The sequence below is a fragment of the Extensimonas soli genome, from assembly GCF_029211265.1.
In the GTDB taxonomy this organism is placed as follows: domain Bacteria; phylum Pseudomonadota; class Gammaproteobacteria; order Burkholderiales; family Burkholderiaceae_C; genus Extensimonas; species Extensimonas soli.
The window spans coordinates 139,209-154,966 of the sequence record NZ_JARGEL010000031.1; the positions used below are offsets into that span (position 1 = coordinate 139,209).

Below are 15,758 nucleotides of genomic sequence, written 5' to 3' on the forward strand. Positions count from 1 at the left end.
CAATGTTCAAAAAAATCCTCATCGCCAACCGCGGCGAAATCGCTTGCCGTGTGATTGCCACGGCCCAAAAAATGGGCATCGCCACCGTCGCGGTGTATTCCGACGCCGACAAGGACGCGCGCCATGTCAAGCTCGCCGACGAGGCCGTGCACATCGGCCCGCCGCCCAGCCGCGAGAGCTATCTGCGCGGCGACAAGATCATCGCCGCGGCCAAGCAGACCGGCGCACAGGCCATCCATCCGGGCTACGGCTTTTTGAGCGAAAACGAGGCTTTCGCGAAGCAGGTCGAGGACGAGGGCCTCACCTTCATCGGCCCCAAGCACGCGGCCATCGCGGCCATGGGCGACAAGATTGCGTCCAAGAAGCTGGCCCATGAGGCCAAGGTCAACACCATCCCCGGCTTCAACGAGCCCATCGCCGGCCCCGAGCAGGCGGTGGAGATCGCGCGGCAGATCGGCTACCCCGTGATGATCAAGGCGAGCGCGGGCGGCGGCGGCAAGGGATTGCGCGTCGCGTTCAACGACAAAGAGGCCTTCGACGGCTTTGCAAGCTGCCAGAACGAGGCGCGTAACAGCTTTGGCGACGACCGCATCTTCATCGAAAAGTTTGTCGAGCAGCCGCGCCACATCGAAATCCAGGTGCTCGGCGACGCCTTCGGCAACGTGGTTTATCTGAACGAGCGCGAATGCTCGATCCAGCGCCGCCACCAGAAGGTCATCGAAGAAGCGCCATCGCCCTTCATCAGCGAGGTCACGCGCAAAGCCATGGGCGAGCAGGCCGTGGCGCTGGCCAAGGCCGTGGGCTACCAGAGCGCGGGCACGGTGGAGTTCGTGGTCGGCAAGAACCAGGACTTTTACTTCCTCGAGATGAACACGCGCTTGCAGGTCGAGCACCCGGTGACCGAGTGCATCACGGGGCTGGACCTGGTCGAGCAGATGATCCGCATCGCCGCGGGCGAAAGGCTCGGCTTCACGCAGGCCGAGGTCCAGCGCGAGGGCTGGGCGATCGAGTGCCGCATCAACGCTGAAGACCCGTTTCGCAACTTCCTGCCGAGCACGGGGCGGCTGGTGCGTTTTCAGCCGCCCGAGCAGACCATGTTCCAGGCCGACACGAGCCAGCGCTACGGCGTGCGCGTCGATACGGGCGTCTATGAGGGCGGCGAAATCCCGATGTATTACGACTCGATGATCGCCAAGCTCATCGTGCACGGCAGCGACCGGCAGGACGCCATCGCCAAGATGCGCGAGGCGCTCAATGGCTTCGTGATCCGCGGCATCCACAGCAACATCCCGTTCCAGGCGGCGCTGCTTGCGCACCCCAAATTCATCAGCGGCGATTTCAACACCGGCTTCATCGCGGAGCACTATGCGCAGGGTTTCCGCGCCGAGGACGTGCCGCACGAAGACTCGCTGTTCCTCATCGCGCTCGCGGCCTACATGAACCGGCGCTACCGCGCGCGCGCTTCGGGCATCAGCGGGCAGCTCGAAGGGCACGAGGTCAAGGTCGGCGAGCAGTTCGCAGTGGTCGTGCTCGGCGCGCAGGGCGAGCACCAGCGCCACGATGTCGCCGTCACCGATTTCGAGGACAAATCAGGCTCCAGCGTAGTTACAGTGGGCGTAAACAGCTACCACATATGTAGCAAAGCGACGCTGGGCCAGATTCGCGTGCAAGGCCAGTGCAATGGCAAACCATTCACCGCGCAGGTCGAGCGCGGCACGCCCAAGAACCCGCTGGCATTGCGCGTCGCGCACAATGGCACGCAGATCGACGCGCTGGTGCTGTCGCCGCTGGGTGCGCGCCTGTACCAGCTCATGCCCTACAAGGCGCCGCCGGACATGTCCAAATACCTGCTTTCGCCCATGCCAGGGCTGCTGGTGGATATGGCCGTGGAGCCGGGGCAGAAGGTCGAGGCCGGTGAAAAGCTCGCCGCGATCGAGGCCATGAAAATGGAAAACATCCTGTTCGCGGCGCGCGACGGCGTCGTGGGCAAAATCCACGCACAAAAAGGCGAATCCCTCGCCGTGGACCAAATCATTCTGGAGTTTGCCTGATGAACACCGCCGCCGAACAAACCATCACCGTGCATCGCGCTTCTGTCAACGCGGCACAGCCTGCGCCGTCCAGCGGCCGCTGGACGGTCGAAGCCATCCAGGAACTGCTCGACAAGCCCTTGCTCGATCTGGTCTATGAGGCCCAGACCGTGCACCGCCAGCACTGGCCCGCGGGCGACATCGAACTCGCCACGCTGCTCTCGGTAAAAACCGGCGGCTGCCCGGAAAACTGCGGCTACTGCCCGCAGTCGGCCGAATTCGACACCGGCGTCAAGGCGCAAAAGCTCATGGAAGTCGATGAAGTCGTGCACGCCGCGCAAGCCGCCAAGGATGCCGGGGCCACGCGCTTTTGCATGGGCGCGGCCTGGCGCGCGCCCAAAGACCGCGACATCGAAAAAATGAGCGAACTCATCAGCGCCGTCAAGGACCTGGGCCTGCAGACCTGCGCCACGCTGGGCATGCTCGAGGCGCACCAGGCGCAGGCGCTGCGCGACGCGGGGCTGGACTACTACAACCACAATCTCGACACCGCGCCCGAGTATTACACCGACGTGGTGAGCACGCGCGCTTACCAGGACCGGCTCGACACGCTGCGCAACGTGCGCGCGGCGGGCATCAGCGTGTGCTGCGGCGGCATCGTGGGCATGGGCGAGGCGCCCGTGCACCGCGCGGGCCTGATCGCGCAGCTTGCGAACCTCGACCCTTACCCCGAATCGGTGCCCATCAACAGCCTGGTGCGCGTGCCCGGCACACCGCTGGCCGACAGCGATCCGATCGACCCGTTCGACTTCGTGCGCGTGATCGCCGTGGCGCGCATCACCATGCCCAAAGCGCGCGTGCGCCTCTCGGCCGGGCGCCAGCAGCTCGGCGAGGCCGTGCAGGCGCTGTGCTTCATGGCCGGCGCGAATTCGATCTTTTATGGCGAAAAGCTGCTTGTCACGGGCAACCCCGACACCGAGGCCGACGAGCAGCTGCTCGCCAAGCTGGGGCTGCGCGGCCACCGCACCACGAGCACCGAAGCGCATGACCTGCACCACCACCATCACAGCGAAGGAGCTTGCGCATGAGCGAGGCCAAGACGAGCGCAGCAGCGCAGCAGCGCCCCTTCAAGGTGCTGGGCATACAGCAGATCGCGATTGGCGGCACCGACAAGCAGCGCATGAAGCGGCTGTGGGTGGACATGTTGGGCCTCACGCAGACCGGCACCTTCCAGAGCGAGCGCGAAAACGTCGATGAGGACATCCTCGCCATGGGCCGTGGCGCCTACAAGGTCGAGGTGGACATCATGCAGCCGCTCGACATCGACAAAAAGCCCGCCGTGCACACCACGCCGCTCAACCACATCGGTGTGTGGATAGACGACCTGCCCAAGGCCGTCGAGTGGCTCACGGCGCAGGGCGTGCGCTTTGCGCCGGGCGGCATCCGCAAGGGCGCCGCTGGTTACGACATCTGCTTTTTGCACCCCAAGAGCAACGAGGAATTCCCCATTGCGGGCGAAGGCGTGCTGATCGAACTCGTGCAGGCACCGCCAGAGGTCATTGCGGCGCTGGGCTGAATCTCGATAGTCCTAAAAAAATAGCTGCCAGCGCTTGATGATCAAGCGCTGGCAGCTATTTTTATCTGCAAAAAGCAGGTTTCAGGACTTCTTGTCCATCGGGCAGGTGTTCATGCCCAGCAAGGTGTAGAGCGGACAGAATCTGAACGAGCCGGTGAGCAGCGGCACCACGCCAAGCCAGCCCCACCAGCCCACCGTGCCCGTGGCGGCCAATAGGATCAATACCAGACCAACGACGATGCGCAGGATGCGATCGATTCCCCCGACATTGACTTTCATGCTTTCCTCCTGGGTATTTGGATGCTTGGATGCTTTGAGGGCCACCTTGCCAAACACGGGCAAGACGGGGAGGGCGGCAGGGCGCAGCATCTCGGGGAACGCCCTGCCGCCGGGTGCGCTATTTGAGGCGTTGCCCCGTCGAGTCAAACACTTGCAGCTCGATGGGGATGCCCTGGCCCACGCTCTGAGTCACGGTGCAAAAAGCCTCAAACTGGCCTAGCACACGGTCGAGGTGCTCGAGCTGGCCCGCGGGCACGCCCAGGTGCATGACGGCCGTCATGTTCAGCACGCGCACACGGCCTTCGGCGTTGCGCCCGACCTCTGCCGTCACGCTGGACCGAAGCGGTTCGGGGTTTTGTTTGAACTTGCGCAGTGCAAACAGCAGCGAATCCGTCAAACAATTGCCCACGGCCGCGCACAGCAGTTGCACCGGCGTGGGCCCCAGACCCGTGCCCAGCGGCGGTGGCTCGTCGGTGGTGAGGCCTGCAATGCCGGGGCCGAAATCGACATCGAGGCGGTAGTCATGCTGTTGCTTTAGTTCGACGGTGACGATTTTTTCGCTCATGGAGATCTCCTGGTTTGTTGTTCGTTTGTTGGCAGAGGGCGCTTCTTCTGCCCGGTTACAGCTCTACCTCGTTCCGCCGCGCTCAACCCCGCTCGATGGGCCTTTGCAATTGCAGCGCCACGTTCGCCGCCGAGCCACCGTTGATGGCCTGCCGGTAGCCGAGCTGGCGCATGGCGTCGCAAGCCATGCCCGAGCGCGCGCCCGAGACGCAATACAGCACGATGGGCGCATCCTTGTCGGGTGCGACCTGGGCGATGTCCTGCATGAAGCGCTCGAGCGGCAGGTTGATGGCGCCGCGCACATGGCCAGCCGCGTATTCGCCGGGCGAGCGCACGTCGAGCAGCACCAGGCGCTCGAGCCCCGGGGCGTCGGGGCGGTCTTCGTCAGCAGGCGCGGAAGGGGTAGGGCTCATGGGGCTGGTTCCTGAATTTTCCTGAGAAAGGTGCAGTCAGTTTTCGAGTCTGTGAATGCCCAGCAATTTGAGCACGTATTTTTCGTAGATCGGCTCGGAGCTGCCGGTTTTCATCTTGTAGAGGAAGTATTTCTCGAACGCGATCTTGGACCAGTGCACCCATTTGCCCATTTTGAACCAGTTGGTGTTGCGCGGCGGGATCTGGGGCAGCGCGACGAAGGCGGCGCCCGTGTCGCCCATGTCGGCAAGGCAGATCGCGTTCCAGCTGCCCTTGGCGGTGCCGCTCTGGCCTGCAAGATCGGCTTCGATGTTGTGCACGATGGCGGTGATCATGGTTTCGATCATGTAGCCCGTCTTGGGCGCACCCGTGGCCACGGGCGTGACCTCGACGGGCGGAATCGCCACGCAGACGCCGGCAGAGAAGATGTTGCGGTACTTCTTGCTGCGCTGGTATTCGTCGATGAGCACGAAGCCGCGCGGGTTGCAAAGCCCCTCCACGGCCGCGACCGGGTCCACGCCGCGAAAGGCCGGCAGCATCATGCTGAACTTGAAGGGCAGCTCGTGCTCCTTCTTCACCTGGCCGTTCTCGTCGAGCTCGGTGACGAACATCTTGCCCGGCTCCACGCGCGTGACCTTGGCGTTGGTGATCCACTTGATGTCGTTGCTGCGCAAAGCGCTTTCCATGAGCAGCTTGGAGTCGCCCACGCCGCCCAGCCCCAGGTGGCCGATGTAGGGTTCGCTCGTGACGTAAGTGATGGGCACCTTGTTGCGCAGCTTGCGGCGCTGCAGGTCCTTGTTGAAGATGAACGAAAACTCATATGCCGGGCCGAAGCATGAAGCGCCCGGCATGGCGCCGATGATGGCCGGCCCCGGGGCTTTGAGGAATTCCTGGTAGTCGGCCCAGGTCTGTTCGGCGTGATCGACCGTGCAGATCGAATGGGTATGACCGCCGGGGCCCGAGCCGGGCACTTCGTCGAACGCGAGCTTGGGGCCGGTGGTGATGACCAGGTAGTCGTACGCCAGACGCTCGCCGCTCGCAAATTCGAGCGCATTGCCTTCGGCATCGATGCGCGTGACAGGTTGGCCCACGAAGCCTATGCCTTTTTTCTCGAGGTGCGGGCGGATCGGGAACGTGATGCCGTCGCGCTTGCGCCAGCCCACGGCCACCCAGGGGTTCGAGGGCACGAACTGGAAGTAATCGACCGCGTTGACCACGGTGATCTGGTGCGCCTTGTCCAGGCGTTCGCGCAGCTCGTAGGCAGCGGGCATGCCGCCGGTGCCGGCGCCGAGAACGACGATATGGGCCATTTTGAGTCTCCTTGGGGCGAAAAATCGGGTGGATCAGTGCTGCAGCAGTGCATTCACGCTCTGCAGCTGGGCTTCGTCGAGCTGGCCCGCCAAGGCTTGCAGGCGCAGCCGATTTTGCAATGTTTCTGTGCGCGCTTGCAGCAATGCCAGGCGGGCGGCGTCGGCGTCGTTTTCGGCGTTCAGCAAGTCCAGCGTGGTGCGGTCGCCGACTTCGCGCCCGAGCCGCGTGGCGGCCAGGCGCGCCTCGCTCGCGGTGACGGCGTCGGCCAGCGCGGCCACGCGCGCCTGCGCGGTCTGCAGGGCCAGCCAGGCCGCGCGCGTCTGTTGGCTGATTTGCTGGCGCGTGAGCTCGACCTCGGCACGCGCCTGGTCTTCGCGGCGCAAGGCTTCTTCGAGCTTGGCGCTGCGCATGCCGCCCGTGTAGAGCGGTACGTTGAGCTGCAGCCCGATCATGTGCTGCTTTTGTGTGGTGCTGCCCGAGCCAAAGTTGCCATCGCCTTGCAAACGGTCGCGCCCGGCCTGCGCGACCAGGTCCAGCGTGGGCGAGGAAGCGGCGCTGAACTTTTTGACCTCTTGCTGCGCCGCCTGCGCCTGTGCCTGCTGCTGGCGCAACTGCGGGTTGTTGGCCAGCGCGAGGGCAATCCACGTGTCCAGCGGCTGCAGGGCAGGGGGGGCGACCTCGGCGGCGGGCGGCAGCACCTGCAGCGCGTCGGGCGCGAGGCCCGTAGCGTCGGCAAGCGCATTGCGCGCGAGCTGCCATTCGCTTTCGGCGGCGAGCACCTGTGCCTGCAGGCTGCGTGCGCGCGCCGTGGCTTCGTGCGTGTCGGTGATGGGGGTGTCGCCGAGCGCGTAGCGCTCCTTGGCCTCGGCCAGCGCATGCTCGACGGCGGCTTGCTGCTGGCGCAGCAGGGCGAGCTTGCGCTCGGCCAGCACGAGGTCGAAATACCGCTGCACGGTGCGCAGCATCAGGTCCTGCTGCGCGGCTTGCCAGCCGATCTCGGCGGCGGACGCGGCGATGTCGAGCTGCGCGCTCTGGGCGCTGCGCTCGCCGTGGATCAAGGGCTGGCGCGCGTTCACGGCCCATTGCGTGGCCGTGCCGCTGTGCACCGAGGTGCCGAACGCCACGCCGTTCGAGGTGCCCATACCCGGCGCCGAAAACTGCGCGCCGCGGATGTCGGTGTCGGCCGTGCGTTGCCCGACGCCACCGCTGAAGCCCAGGTTCGGGCGCCAGAGCGCGCGCGCCTGCTCGCGCTGCGTGGCGCCTGCAGCGCGCGCCGCTTCGGCCACGGCCATTTGCGGATCGTGCGCGCGCGCGGCCTGCCAGACTTGCAGCAAATCGGCCGCCTGCGCGCCCGCGACGCAGAACGCCAGCAGGGCGGCGGCTGGCAGTGCCTTCATGCGCATGCGCATCTCCCGCTCAGCAGCCGCCCTGGATGCCGAGCTTGCGCAGGATGGATTCCATCAGGCACCACTTGGTGAACCCGCTTTGCAGCAGGTTGAGCCCGACGAAGGCCGTGAATGCAAGCCACCACTGGCTCACGAAAATCGGGCTGCCCGGAATGCCGAGCGCCAGGGAAAGCAGAGTGAATGTGCCCGCGATCACGCGCACGAGTTGCCAGCTGGTCATGAGGATGCTCCTTCAAAGTGAGTGGTTGAGGCTGGATTCGCCTTGGCTTTGCGGTGATACGCCATGTAATACAGGGTCGGTATCACCACCAGCGTCAGCAGGGTGGAAACGAAGATGCCGAAGATCAGCGAGATCGCCAGCCCGTTGAAGATCGGGTCGTCGAGGATGAAAAACGCGCCGATCATCGCGGCGAGCGCGGTCAGCAAAATGGGCTGCGCGCGGATGATGGCCGCCTGCACGATGGCTTCCTTGAGCGGCACGCCCGCGCGCTCCTGCAGGTGGATGAAGTCCACGAGCAAAATCGAATTGCGCACGATGATGCCCGCGAGCGCGATCATGCCGATCATGCTCGTGGCCGTGAATTGCGCCCCCAGCAGCGCGTGCCCCGGCATCACGCCGATGATGGTCAGCGGAATCGGCGCCATGATGATCAGCGGCATCAGGTACGAGCCGAACTGCGCCACCACGAGCAAATAGATCAGCACCAGGCCTACGGCGTAGGCCAGCCCCATGTCGCGGAAGGTCTCGTAGGTGATCTGCCACTCGCCGTCCCACTTGAGCGCGTAGTCGCGCAGCGCATCGTCGGGCTGGCGGATGAAGTATTCACCCATCGGGGCGCCGCTGGGCGTGGGCAGGCGCGCGATGTCGCCGCGCATCTTGAACATGCCGTAGAGCGGGCTGTCCACCGTGCCGGCCATGTCGCCCACGACGTAGCTCATGGGCAGCAGGTCTTTGTGATAGGCGGGCTGCTCGCGCAGCGTGTCGCTCACGGTGACCAGTTCACGCAGTGGCACGAGCTGCCCGCTGGCGTTGCGCACCGTGAGCTGCAGCAACGCGTTCAAGTCACCCTGGCGCTCGTCGGGCAGTTGCAGCGTGATCGGCGCCGGGTATTTGCTGGCGTCGTGCAAATACGTGGTGTCTGCGCCCGCGAAGCCCGCGCGCAGGGTGTCCACGATGGCTTGCTGCGGTATGCCCAGCAACGCGGCCTTGCGCCGGTCCACGAGCAGGAGCTTGCGCGGCGCGCTCGCGATGTTGCTGTCGTCCACATCGACGATGCCGGGCGTTTTCTCGAACACCGCGCGCACGGCGCGCGCCATGTCGCGCCGGCCCTGCGCCTCGGGGCCGTAGATTTCGGCCACGATGGGCGAGAGCACGGGCGGGCCGGGTGGCACTTCGACCACCTTGACGTTTGCGCCCAGGCGCTTGCCGATCTGCTGCAGCGCGGGGCGCACGCGCGTCGCGATCACGTGGCTCTGGTCGCTGCGTTCGTGCTTTTCCACCAGGTTCACCTGGATGTCGCCCACCTCGCCGCCGGCGCGCTGGTAATACTGGCGCACCAGCCCGTTGAAGTTGATCGGCGCCGCCGTGCCGGCATACGCCTGGTAGTCGGTGACCTCGGGCACGGTGGCCAGATAGGCGCCCAGCTCGTGCAGCACAGCCGCGGTCTGCTCCACCGGCGTGCCCGCAGGCATATCGACCACCACCTGGAACTCGGACTTGTTGTCGAGCGGAAGCATCTTGAGCAGCACGAACCCGGTGATGGGCAGCGCCACCGAAACGGCGATCAGCAGCGCAACGCCGAGCCCGAGCAGGCGCCGGTTGCGCTTGCCGCTGCGCTCGTCGAGCAGCGGCGTGAAAACGCGCTCGAACACCGGCGCGAGCCGCGCCGTGAGGCGGGAGTGTGCTATATCTTTTGCTCCATTCGCTGTTCCATGCCCCGTGCCATGGTGCGCCTTCATCCACAGACGCGAGAGCCAGGGCGTGACGGCAAAGGCAATCGAAAGCGACAGCATCATGCCCATGCTCGCATTGATCGGGATCGGGCTCATGTACGGCCCCATCAGGCCCGAGACGAAGGCCATGGGCAGCAGCGCGGCGATCACCGTGAGCGTGGCGAGGATGGTCGGCCCGCCGACTTCATCGACGGCGCCGGGGATGAGTTGCACGAGCGTCTTTTCGGGGTGCAGCTGCTGGTGGCGGTGGATGTTTTCCACCACCACGATGGCGTCATCGACCAGGATGCCGATCGAGAAAATCAGCGCGAACAGCGACACGCGGTTGAGCGTGAAGCCCCAGGCCCACGAGGCGAACAGCGTCGCGGTCAAGGTCAGCACCACGGCGGTGCCGACGATCGCGGCCTCGCGCCGCCCGAGCGCAAGAAACACCAGCACCACCACCGACACCGTGGCAAAAAGCAGCTTCTGGATCAGCTTCTGCGCCTTGTCGTTGGCCGTGGCGCCGTAGTTGCGCGTTTCGGCGACCTGCACGCCGTCGGGGATGATGGTGTTGTGCAGCTGGCCCACGCGCTGCATCACGGCGTCGGCCACGTTGATGGCGTTCTCGCCGGGCTTCTTGGTCACGGCGATGGTCACGGCCGGGTATTCGCCGCCGCCGGCTTTTTGCGCAAAGCCATACCACACGTAGCGGCTCGGGGGCAGGGGGCCGTCGCGCACCTCGGCCACGTCTTGCAGGGACACGGGTTTGCCGCCATGCACGCCCACGACGAGCTCGGCCACGTCGCGCGCCGTGCTCAAAAACGGCCCGGCTTCCACGGCCACGGCCTGGTTTGCGCTGAGCAGATCACCCACCGGCAGGCCCATATTGGCCGACAGCAGGGCCGCGCGCATATCCTGCACCGTGACGCCCGCGCCCGCCATGCGCGCCGGATCGAGGCGCACGAGCACCGCGCGCCCCGGGCCGCCCACGGTCTGCACCTCGCGCGTGCCGGGCACGCGCTTGAGCTCGACCTCCATGCTGTGCGCCACGCGCTCGAGCGCAAAAGCGCCTTGCTCCGGGTCTTTGCTGTAGAGCGTGAGCGTGACGATGGGCACGTCGTCTATGCCCTTGGGTTTGATGATGGGGTCGAGCACGCCCAGGTCGCGCGGCAGCCAGTCGCTGTGCGTGCGCAAGGTGTCGTGCAGTCGCACGAGCGCGTCGATGCGCGCCACGCCCACCTTGAACTGCACCGTGATCACCGCCAAGCCCGGACGCGAGACCGAACTCACATGCTCCACGCCCACCATTTGCGCGAGCACCTGCTCGGCCGGCGTCGCGACCATCTGTTCCACGTCGGCCACGCCCGTCCCCGGAAAGGGGATGAGCACATTGGCCATGGTGACGTTGATCTGCGGCTCTTCCTCGCGCGGAGTGATGAGCACCGCAAAAACGCCGAGCAAAAACGCCACGAGCGCGAGCAGGGGCGTGATCTGCGCGCTCTGGAAAAGCGCAGCAATGCGACCGGAAATACCGAGCGAGGAGGGGGTTTCAGTGCTCATGTCGGCGCACCCTTTCAGCGCATCTTGGCCGCTGCTTGCGGATCTGTGGCCACCTTGTCGCCGGCGCGCAGGCCGCTCAGCACCTCGACCTGCGTGCCATCGCTGTTGCCCAGCCGCACCTGGCGCAGCAGTGGCCGCCCTTGGGCGTCGAGCACATAGACGCCCGTCATCTCTGCGCGGCGCACGATGGCGCTTGCAGGCACCAGAAATTGCTGCCCCACGGCTTGCTCTGCTTCTTTACCTGCCTGCGCTGCAGAATCGGCAGCACCTTGCCAGGCCACACGCGCGAACATGCCCGGCAGCGCGCCCTGCACTTGCGCGGGCAGCGGCACGCGCAGCTGCACCGTGTGCGTGGCCGCATCGAACGCCGGAAAGCGCTGCACCTGCGCCGCAGGCACTGCCAGGCGCGCCACCTTGGCACCGGGAACGTCCACTTCGACGGTCGACGCCAGCGCGAGCGACGCCGCAGCAGACTGCGCCACCGTGGCCGTCACGCGCAGCGCGGACGGGTCATACACACGCACCAGCGGCCGCCCCGGCATGGCCATGTCGCCCAACACCACGGGCACCTCGCTCACGATGCCGGTGTAGGGCGCCTTGAGCACATAAAACCCCGACTGTGTCTGCGCGGCGCCAGCCTGCGCCTGCAAAGCCTGCACCTGCGCCTGCGCCGCCTCCCACTGGGCCTTGGCGCGGTCGAGCGCGGCCTGGCTGATGTAGTGCTTTTGCGCGAGCTGCTTTTGCCGCTCGTGTTCCTTGGCGGCCACCTCGAGCTGCGCGCGCGCGGCCTGCACCTGGGCCGCGCTTGCCGCTGCGTTCTGGTTGGCCGCACGCGCGTCGATGCGCAGCAACTCCTGCCCGGCCTGCACCTTGTCGCCGACCTTCACGCGCAGCGCCACCACCGCGCCTTGCACCTGCGCGGCTATCTGGGTGTCGCGCACCGCCTCGACCACCGCCTCGGCGCTGACGCGCTGGCCGTGCCGGGCCGGCGCCTGGACTTGGTACGTCGCCAAGGCAGCCGGCTGCGCGGCCAGGGCCATGTTGACAGCCCCACCGAACACCACGCACGCGGCGACAAGATCACGAGTTTTCAGCATTCGACCCTCCATGCCCAGCAAGCAATGTCCCAGCACATTCCCGACAAGGTTTGCATTGTTTAACTAATCAGCTAAATACGCAATGAGTTTATCATAGCGTCTGCACGAAATTTGCGAGAGCCTGTCATGCCCATGAAAGACCTCCCCCCCGAAGCCCTGGGCCAAGTGGCAGCGTACTTCCAGGCGCTGTCCGAGCCGACGCGGCTGCGCATCTTGAACATCCTGCATGACGGCGAGCGCAGCGTGGGCGAGCTTGCGCAGCTGTGCAACTGCACCGCCGCCAACATCTCGCGCCACCTCGCAACGCTGGCCAAGCACGGCCTCGTCACCCGCGAAGGCCGCGGCACCAGCGTTTACTACCGCATCGCCGACGAATCGGTCTATGCGCTGTGCGACCTCGTCTGCGGCAGCATCGCCCAGCAGCTCGAACGCTCGGCACAGCGGCATGCGATGTTTACGGGGGCGGGGTGATTCCGCCTGCGACAGGGCATGCCCAGCGGCATGGCGCTCGGCGCACGATTTCAGGTTGGCTGGCGGATTTTGCAATCGCCTGCAAGGCGTCGGAAGATGGGGCTTTCCCTTGGTACGTCGGCATAATGAGGCGCAGTTTTGTCACATCCTTGGCCACTGCTTCTCCATGCTCGACGACATCAAAAAAACACTCTGGGCCACCGCCGACAAGCTGCGCGCCAACATGGACGCCGCCGAATACAAGCACTTGGTGCTGGGCCTCATTTTTCTGAAGTACGTCTCCGACACCTTCACCGCCCGCAGGGCTGAAATTGAAGCCCGCCTGCAAGACCCTGCAGACGAGTTCTACTTTGCCGATGCCACCCCCGAAGACCTGGCCGCCGAGCTGGAAGACCGCGACTATTACAAGAGTGCCAATGTATTCTGGGTGCCCGAGGGCGCCCGCTGGGAAACCATCCGCTCCATGGCCAAGAACGTGGAGATTGGCAAGTTCATCGACAACGCCCTGACCCTCATCGAGGGCGAAAACCCCAAGCTCAAAGGCATTCTGGACAAGCGCTATGCCCGGGCGCAGTTGCCCGATGGCAAGCTGGGCGAGTTGGTGGACCTGATTTCCACCATCGGCTTTGGCGAGAACGCCGCCCAGGCCCGCGACGTGCTGGGCCAGGTGTACGAATACTTCCTGGGCATGTTTGCCAGCGCCGAAGGCAAGCGCGGCGGGCAGTTCTACACCCCGGCGTCCATCGTCAAAACCCTGGTGGCCGTGCTGGCCCCGCACCACGGCAAGGTGTACGACCCTTGCTGCGGCTCGGGCGGCATGTTCGTTCAGTCGGAAAAGTTCATCGAAGCCCACGGTGGCAAGCTGGGCGACGTGTCCATCTACGGGCAAGAAGCCAATCCCACCACCTGGCGCCTGGCGGCCATGAACCTGGCCATTCGCGGCATCGACTTCAACCTGGGCCGCGAACCGGCTGACACCTTCACCCGCAACCAGCACCCGGACCTGCGGGCCGACTACATCCTGGCCAACCCGCCCTTCAATATCAGTGACTGGTGGCACGGCAGCCTGGAGGGCGACCCGCGCTGGCAATACGGCGACCCACCGCAAGGCAACGCCAACTACGCCTGGCTGCAGCACATGCTGTACCACCTGAAAGACACGGGCCGCGCCGGCATCGTGCTGGCCAACGGCAGCATGAGCAGCAGCCAGAACAACGAAGGCGTCATCCGCGCCGCCATGGTGGAGGCCGATGTGGTGGAAGTGATGGTGGCCCTGCCGGGGCAACTGTTCTTCAACACCCAGATTCCGGCGTGCCTGTGGTTCCTGGCCAAGCGCAAAAAGCGCAAGGGCGAGGTGCTGTTCATCGACGCCCGCAAACTCGGCCGGATGATCAGCCGCGTGCAGGCCGAGCTAGACGATGCCGCCATCCAGCGCATTGCCGACACCGTGGCCGCTTGGCGGGGTGAGGTGGAGCAGGGCGCCACCGTCACCGAATACCAGGACCAACCTGGCTTTTGCCGCAGCGTGCCGTTGGCCGAGATTGCCCAGCACGGCCATGTGCTGACCCCGGGCCGCTACGTGGGTGCCGAAGAGGTGGAAGACGACGACGAAGCCTTTGACGAGAAGATGCGCAAGCTAACCGAAAAGCTGGGCGAGCAGATGGCCAAGGGGGCGGAGTTGGATGCGTTGATTCGGGCGAAGTTGGGGGGGCTGGGGTATGAGTTCTGAGTGGGTAGCCAGCACCGTAGGTGAATTCTGCCCATTCAAATATGGAAAGGGTCTCCCTGAACGGGCTCGGGTGGCAGGCTCATTTCCTGTGATGAGTTCGGCGGGTGTTGTGGCTAGTCACAAAGAGCCGTTGGTAAATTCTGCCGGTATCGTCATCGGGCGAAAGGGTACAGCAGGCAGCGTTACGTTCGCTCCAGGTCCATTCTGGCCAATCGACACAGCGTTCTACGTCGAAGACGACCCCGAAAATCGGGACATTCGTTTTACGTACTATTTGCTCAAAACTCTGGGGCTATCCGAAATGAACTCGGACAGCGCAGTGCCAGGTCTGAACCGCGAAAACGCACATGCTGTCGCCGTGCGAATACCGTCACTGGCTGTACAAGCTCAAATTGCACATTTTCTCGGTACTCTTGACGACCGCATCACCCTCCTGCGCGAAACCAACGCCACCCTCGATGCCATCGCCCAAGCGCTGTTCAAGTCGTGGTTTGTCGATTTCGACCCCGTGCGCGCCAAGATGGAAGGCCGCGCCCCCGAAGGCATGGACGAGGCCACGGCGGCGCTGTTTCCGGATTCGTTTGAAGAGACGGAGTTGGGGGTGGTGCCGAGGGGGTGGCGGGTTGGCGTACTTTCGGATGTTGCATCCTTGAATGCACAGTCCTGGACTGCGCGCAACGCACCGGCAGAACTGAACTATATTGATCTGTCCGGGGTCAAGAACAATGTTTTTGATGCACCACAGACTTATGCGTTTTCTGATGCGCCGAGCCGAGCGCGACGAGTATTGCGATCAGGAGACTGCATTGTTGGTACCGTGCGTCCCGGAAATCGTTCGTTTGGTTTCATTGCTCAAGCGGACAACAATTTGACTGGAAGCACCGGATTTGCCGTGTTGAGTCCGAAGCAGACCGAACTTGTAGCGTTTGTCTATCTCTGCGCAACACGAGAGGAAAACATAGATCGACTTGCATCGCTCGCAGACGGCGGGGCATATCCAGCGGTTAAGCCTGAACTTGTGGCGGCAACAAAGTGCGTTTTGCCCACTGATGATGTGATGAAGGAATTTGATGGCATGGCAAAGCCGTTGCTTGCTTCAATCAGCGCTAATAGTGCGCAAGCCCAAACCCTCTCTACCCTCCGCGACACACTGCTCCCGCGCCTGATCTCCGGCCAGTTGCGGCTGCCTGAGGCGCAAGCCGCCGCTGAGGAGGCCTTGGCATGAAAGTCTGCGCCACGCGCAATGGGAAGGCCGAGGGCGAAGTCGTTGCCCCCTGTTTGGCCACCGTACGTCAGGCAAGTCTGCAAAAGAGCAAGCTTCCATGACTGAAGCTTCGGTAGAACTCCGGTATTGACGCGCAAGCTTACGCCCGATTGAAAGCCCGCTTT

General features: G+C 64.6%; 14 protein-coding genes. 6 read left to right on the plus strand and 8 right to left on the minus strand.

The features are described from left to right. Positions 1-2 precede the first annotated feature (2 nt). The 3 genes from PYV55_RS14860 to PYV55_RS14870 are packed head-to-tail and all read left to right on the plus strand — an operon-like array spanning position 3 to position 3,606. Positions 3-2,051: an acetyl-CoA carboxylase biotin carboxylase subunit gene (locus tag PYV55_RS14860; RefSeq protein WP_275852738.1), complete on the plus strand. Its 2,049-nt coding sequence runs from the start codon at positions 3-5 to the stop codon at positions 2,049-2,051. Next, positions 2,051-3,118, plus strand: coding sequence for a biotin synthase BioB (gene bioB / locus PYV55_RS14865; RefSeq protein WP_275852741.1), 1,068 nt, complete (start codon positions 2,051-2,053; stop codon positions 3,116-3,118). The genes PYV55_RS14860 and bioB overlap by 1 nt, the downstream gene beginning before the upstream one ends. Further along, positions 3,115-3,606: a VOC family protein gene (locus PYV55_RS14870; protein ID WP_275852743.1), complete on the plus strand. Its 492-nt coding sequence runs from the start codon at positions 3,115-3,117 to the stop codon at positions 3,604-3,606. The genes bioB and PYV55_RS14870 overlap by 4 nt, the downstream gene beginning before the upstream one ends. A gap of 81 nt (positions 3,607-3,687) precedes the next feature. On the opposite strand, the gene PYV55_RS14875 is transcribed toward PYV55_RS14870, so the two are convergent. The 8 genes from PYV55_RS14875 to PYV55_RS14910 form a co-directional block, all read right to left on the minus strand. Continuing rightward, positions 3,688-3,885 (minus strand): YgaP family membrane protein, encoded by a 198-nt coding sequence (locus tag PYV55_RS14875; RefSeq protein ID WP_275852745.1) that lies wholly within the window; start codon positions 3,883-3,885, stop codon positions 3,688-3,690. 118 nt (positions 3,886-4,003) lie between these two features. Further along, the gene (locus PYV55_RS14880; RefSeq protein WP_275852747.1) at positions 4,004-4,450 is read right to left on the minus strand and encodes an OsmC family protein; all 447 of its coding nucleotides are present in this window, start codon (positions 4,448-4,450) and stop codon (positions 4,004-4,006) included. 82 nt (positions 4,451-4,532) lie between these two features. Continuing rightward, the gene (locus tag PYV55_RS14885; RefSeq protein WP_275852749.1) at positions 4,533-4,862 is read right to left on the minus strand and encodes a rhodanese-like domain-containing protein; all 330 of its coding nucleotides are present in this window, start codon (positions 4,860-4,862) and stop codon (positions 4,533-4,535) included. A 36-nt stretch (positions 4,863-4,898) separates the two neighbouring features. Continuing rightward, positions 4,899-6,170: an NAD(P)/FAD-dependent oxidoreductase gene (locus PYV55_RS14890; RefSeq protein WP_275852751.1), complete on the minus strand. Its 1,272-nt coding sequence runs from the start codon at positions 6,168-6,170 to the stop codon at positions 4,899-4,901. Between the two features lie 33 nt (positions 6,171-6,203). Next, on the minus strand, positions 6,204-7,568 hold the full coding sequence (locus tag PYV55_RS14895) for a TolC family outer membrane protein (RefSeq protein WP_275852753.1): 1,365 nt from the start codon (positions 7,566-7,568) through the stop codon (positions 6,204-6,206). Between the two features lie 19 nt (positions 7,569-7,587). Then, on the minus strand, positions 7,588-7,797 hold the full coding sequence (locus tag PYV55_RS14900; RefSeq protein ID WP_275852756.1) for a YgaP family membrane protein: 210 nt from the start codon (positions 7,795-7,797) through the stop codon (positions 7,588-7,590). After that, positions 7,794-11,072, minus strand: coding sequence for an efflux RND transporter permease subunit (locus PYV55_RS14905; RefSeq protein WP_275852758.1), 3,279 nt, complete (start codon positions 11,070-11,072; stop codon positions 7,794-7,796). Before PYV55_RS14905 ends, PYV55_RS14900 begins: the two co-directional genes overlap by 4 nt. A gap of 14 nt (positions 11,073-11,086) precedes the next feature. After that, the gene (locus PYV55_RS14910; protein ID WP_275852760.1) at positions 11,087-12,169 is read right to left on the minus strand and encodes an efflux RND transporter periplasmic adaptor subunit; all 1,083 of its coding nucleotides are present in this window, start codon (positions 12,167-12,169) and stop codon (positions 11,087-11,089) included. A gap of 132 nt (positions 12,170-12,301) precedes the next feature. Here PYV55_RS14910 and PYV55_RS14915 point away from each other — a divergent pair, with 132 nt between their 5' ends. The 3 genes from PYV55_RS14915 (at position 12,302) to PYV55_RS14925 (ending at position 15,594) form a co-directional block, all read left to right on the plus strand. Continuing rightward, positions 12,302-12,640: an ArsR/SmtB family transcription factor gene (locus PYV55_RS14915; RefSeq protein WP_275852763.1), complete on the plus strand. Its 339-nt coding sequence runs from the start codon at positions 12,302-12,304 to the stop codon at positions 12,638-12,640. Between the two features lie 166 nt (positions 12,641-12,806). Further along, entirely contained in the window at positions 12,807-14,369 is a 1,563-nt protein-coding gene (locus PYV55_RS14920; RefSeq protein WP_275852765.1) for a class I SAM-dependent DNA methyltransferase, read from the plus strand. Next, complete coding sequence (locus PYV55_RS14925) at positions 14,359-15,594, plus strand: restriction endonuclease subunit S (protein WP_275852767.1); 1,236 nt, start codon at positions 14,359-14,361, stop codon at positions 15,592-15,594. The genes PYV55_RS14920 and PYV55_RS14925 overlap by 11 nt, the downstream gene beginning before the upstream one ends. The last annotated feature ends 164 nt before the right edge of the window (positions 15,595-15,758 follow it).

Coding starts and splice junctions, on each gene's coding strand:
- PYV55_RS14890 (WP_275852751.1), bottom strand. CDS start 6,170: ATGGCCCATATCGTCGTTCTCGGCGCCGGCACCGGCGGCATGCCCGCT.
- PYV55_RS14870 (WP_275852743.1), top strand. CDS start 3,115: ATGAGCGAGGCCAAGACGAGCGCAGCAGCGCAGCAGCGCCCCTTCAAG.
- PYV55_RS14925 (WP_275852767.1), top strand. CDS start 14,359: ATGAGTTCTGAGTGGGTAGCCAGCACCGTAGGTGAATTCTGCCCATTC.
- bioB (WP_275852741.1), top strand. CDS start 2,051: ATGAACACCGCCGCCGAACAAACCATCACCGTGCATCGCGCTTCTGTC.
- PYV55_RS14910 (WP_275852760.1), bottom strand. CDS start 12,169: ATGCTGAAAACTCGTGATCTTGTCGCCGCGTGCGTGGTGTTCGGTGGG.
- PYV55_RS14885 (WP_275852749.1), bottom strand. CDS start 4,862: ATGAGCCCTACCCCTTCCGCGCCTGCTGACGAAGACCGCCCCGACGCC.
- PYV55_RS14915 (WP_275852763.1), top strand. CDS start 12,302: ATGAAAGACCTCCCCCCCGAAGCCCTGGGCCAAGTGGCAGCGTACTTC.
- PYV55_RS14860 (WP_275852738.1), top strand. CDS start 3: ATGTTCAAAAAAATCCTCATCGCCAACCGCGGCGAAATCGCTTGCCGT.
- PYV55_RS14880 (WP_275852747.1), bottom strand. CDS start 4,450: ATGAGCGAAAAAATCGTCACCGTCGAACTAAAGCAACAGCATGACTAC.
- PYV55_RS14920 (WP_275852765.1), top strand. CDS start 12,807: ATGCTCGACGACATCAAAAAAACACTCTGGGCCACCGCCGACAAGCTG.
- PYV55_RS14875 (WP_275852745.1), bottom strand. CDS start 3,885: ATGAAAGTCAATGTCGGGGGAATCGATCGCATCCTGCGCATCGTCGTT.
- PYV55_RS14895 (WP_275852753.1), bottom strand. CDS start 7,568: ATGAAGGCACTGCCAGCCGCCGCCCTGCTGGCGTTCTGCGTCGCGGGC.
- PYV55_RS14905 (WP_275852758.1), bottom strand. CDS start 11,072: ATGAGCACTGAAACCCCCTCCTCGCTCGGTATTTCCGGTCGCATTGCT.
- PYV55_RS14900 (WP_275852756.1), bottom strand. CDS start 7,797: ATGACCAGCTGGCAACTCGTGCGCGTGATCGCGGGCACATTCACTCTG.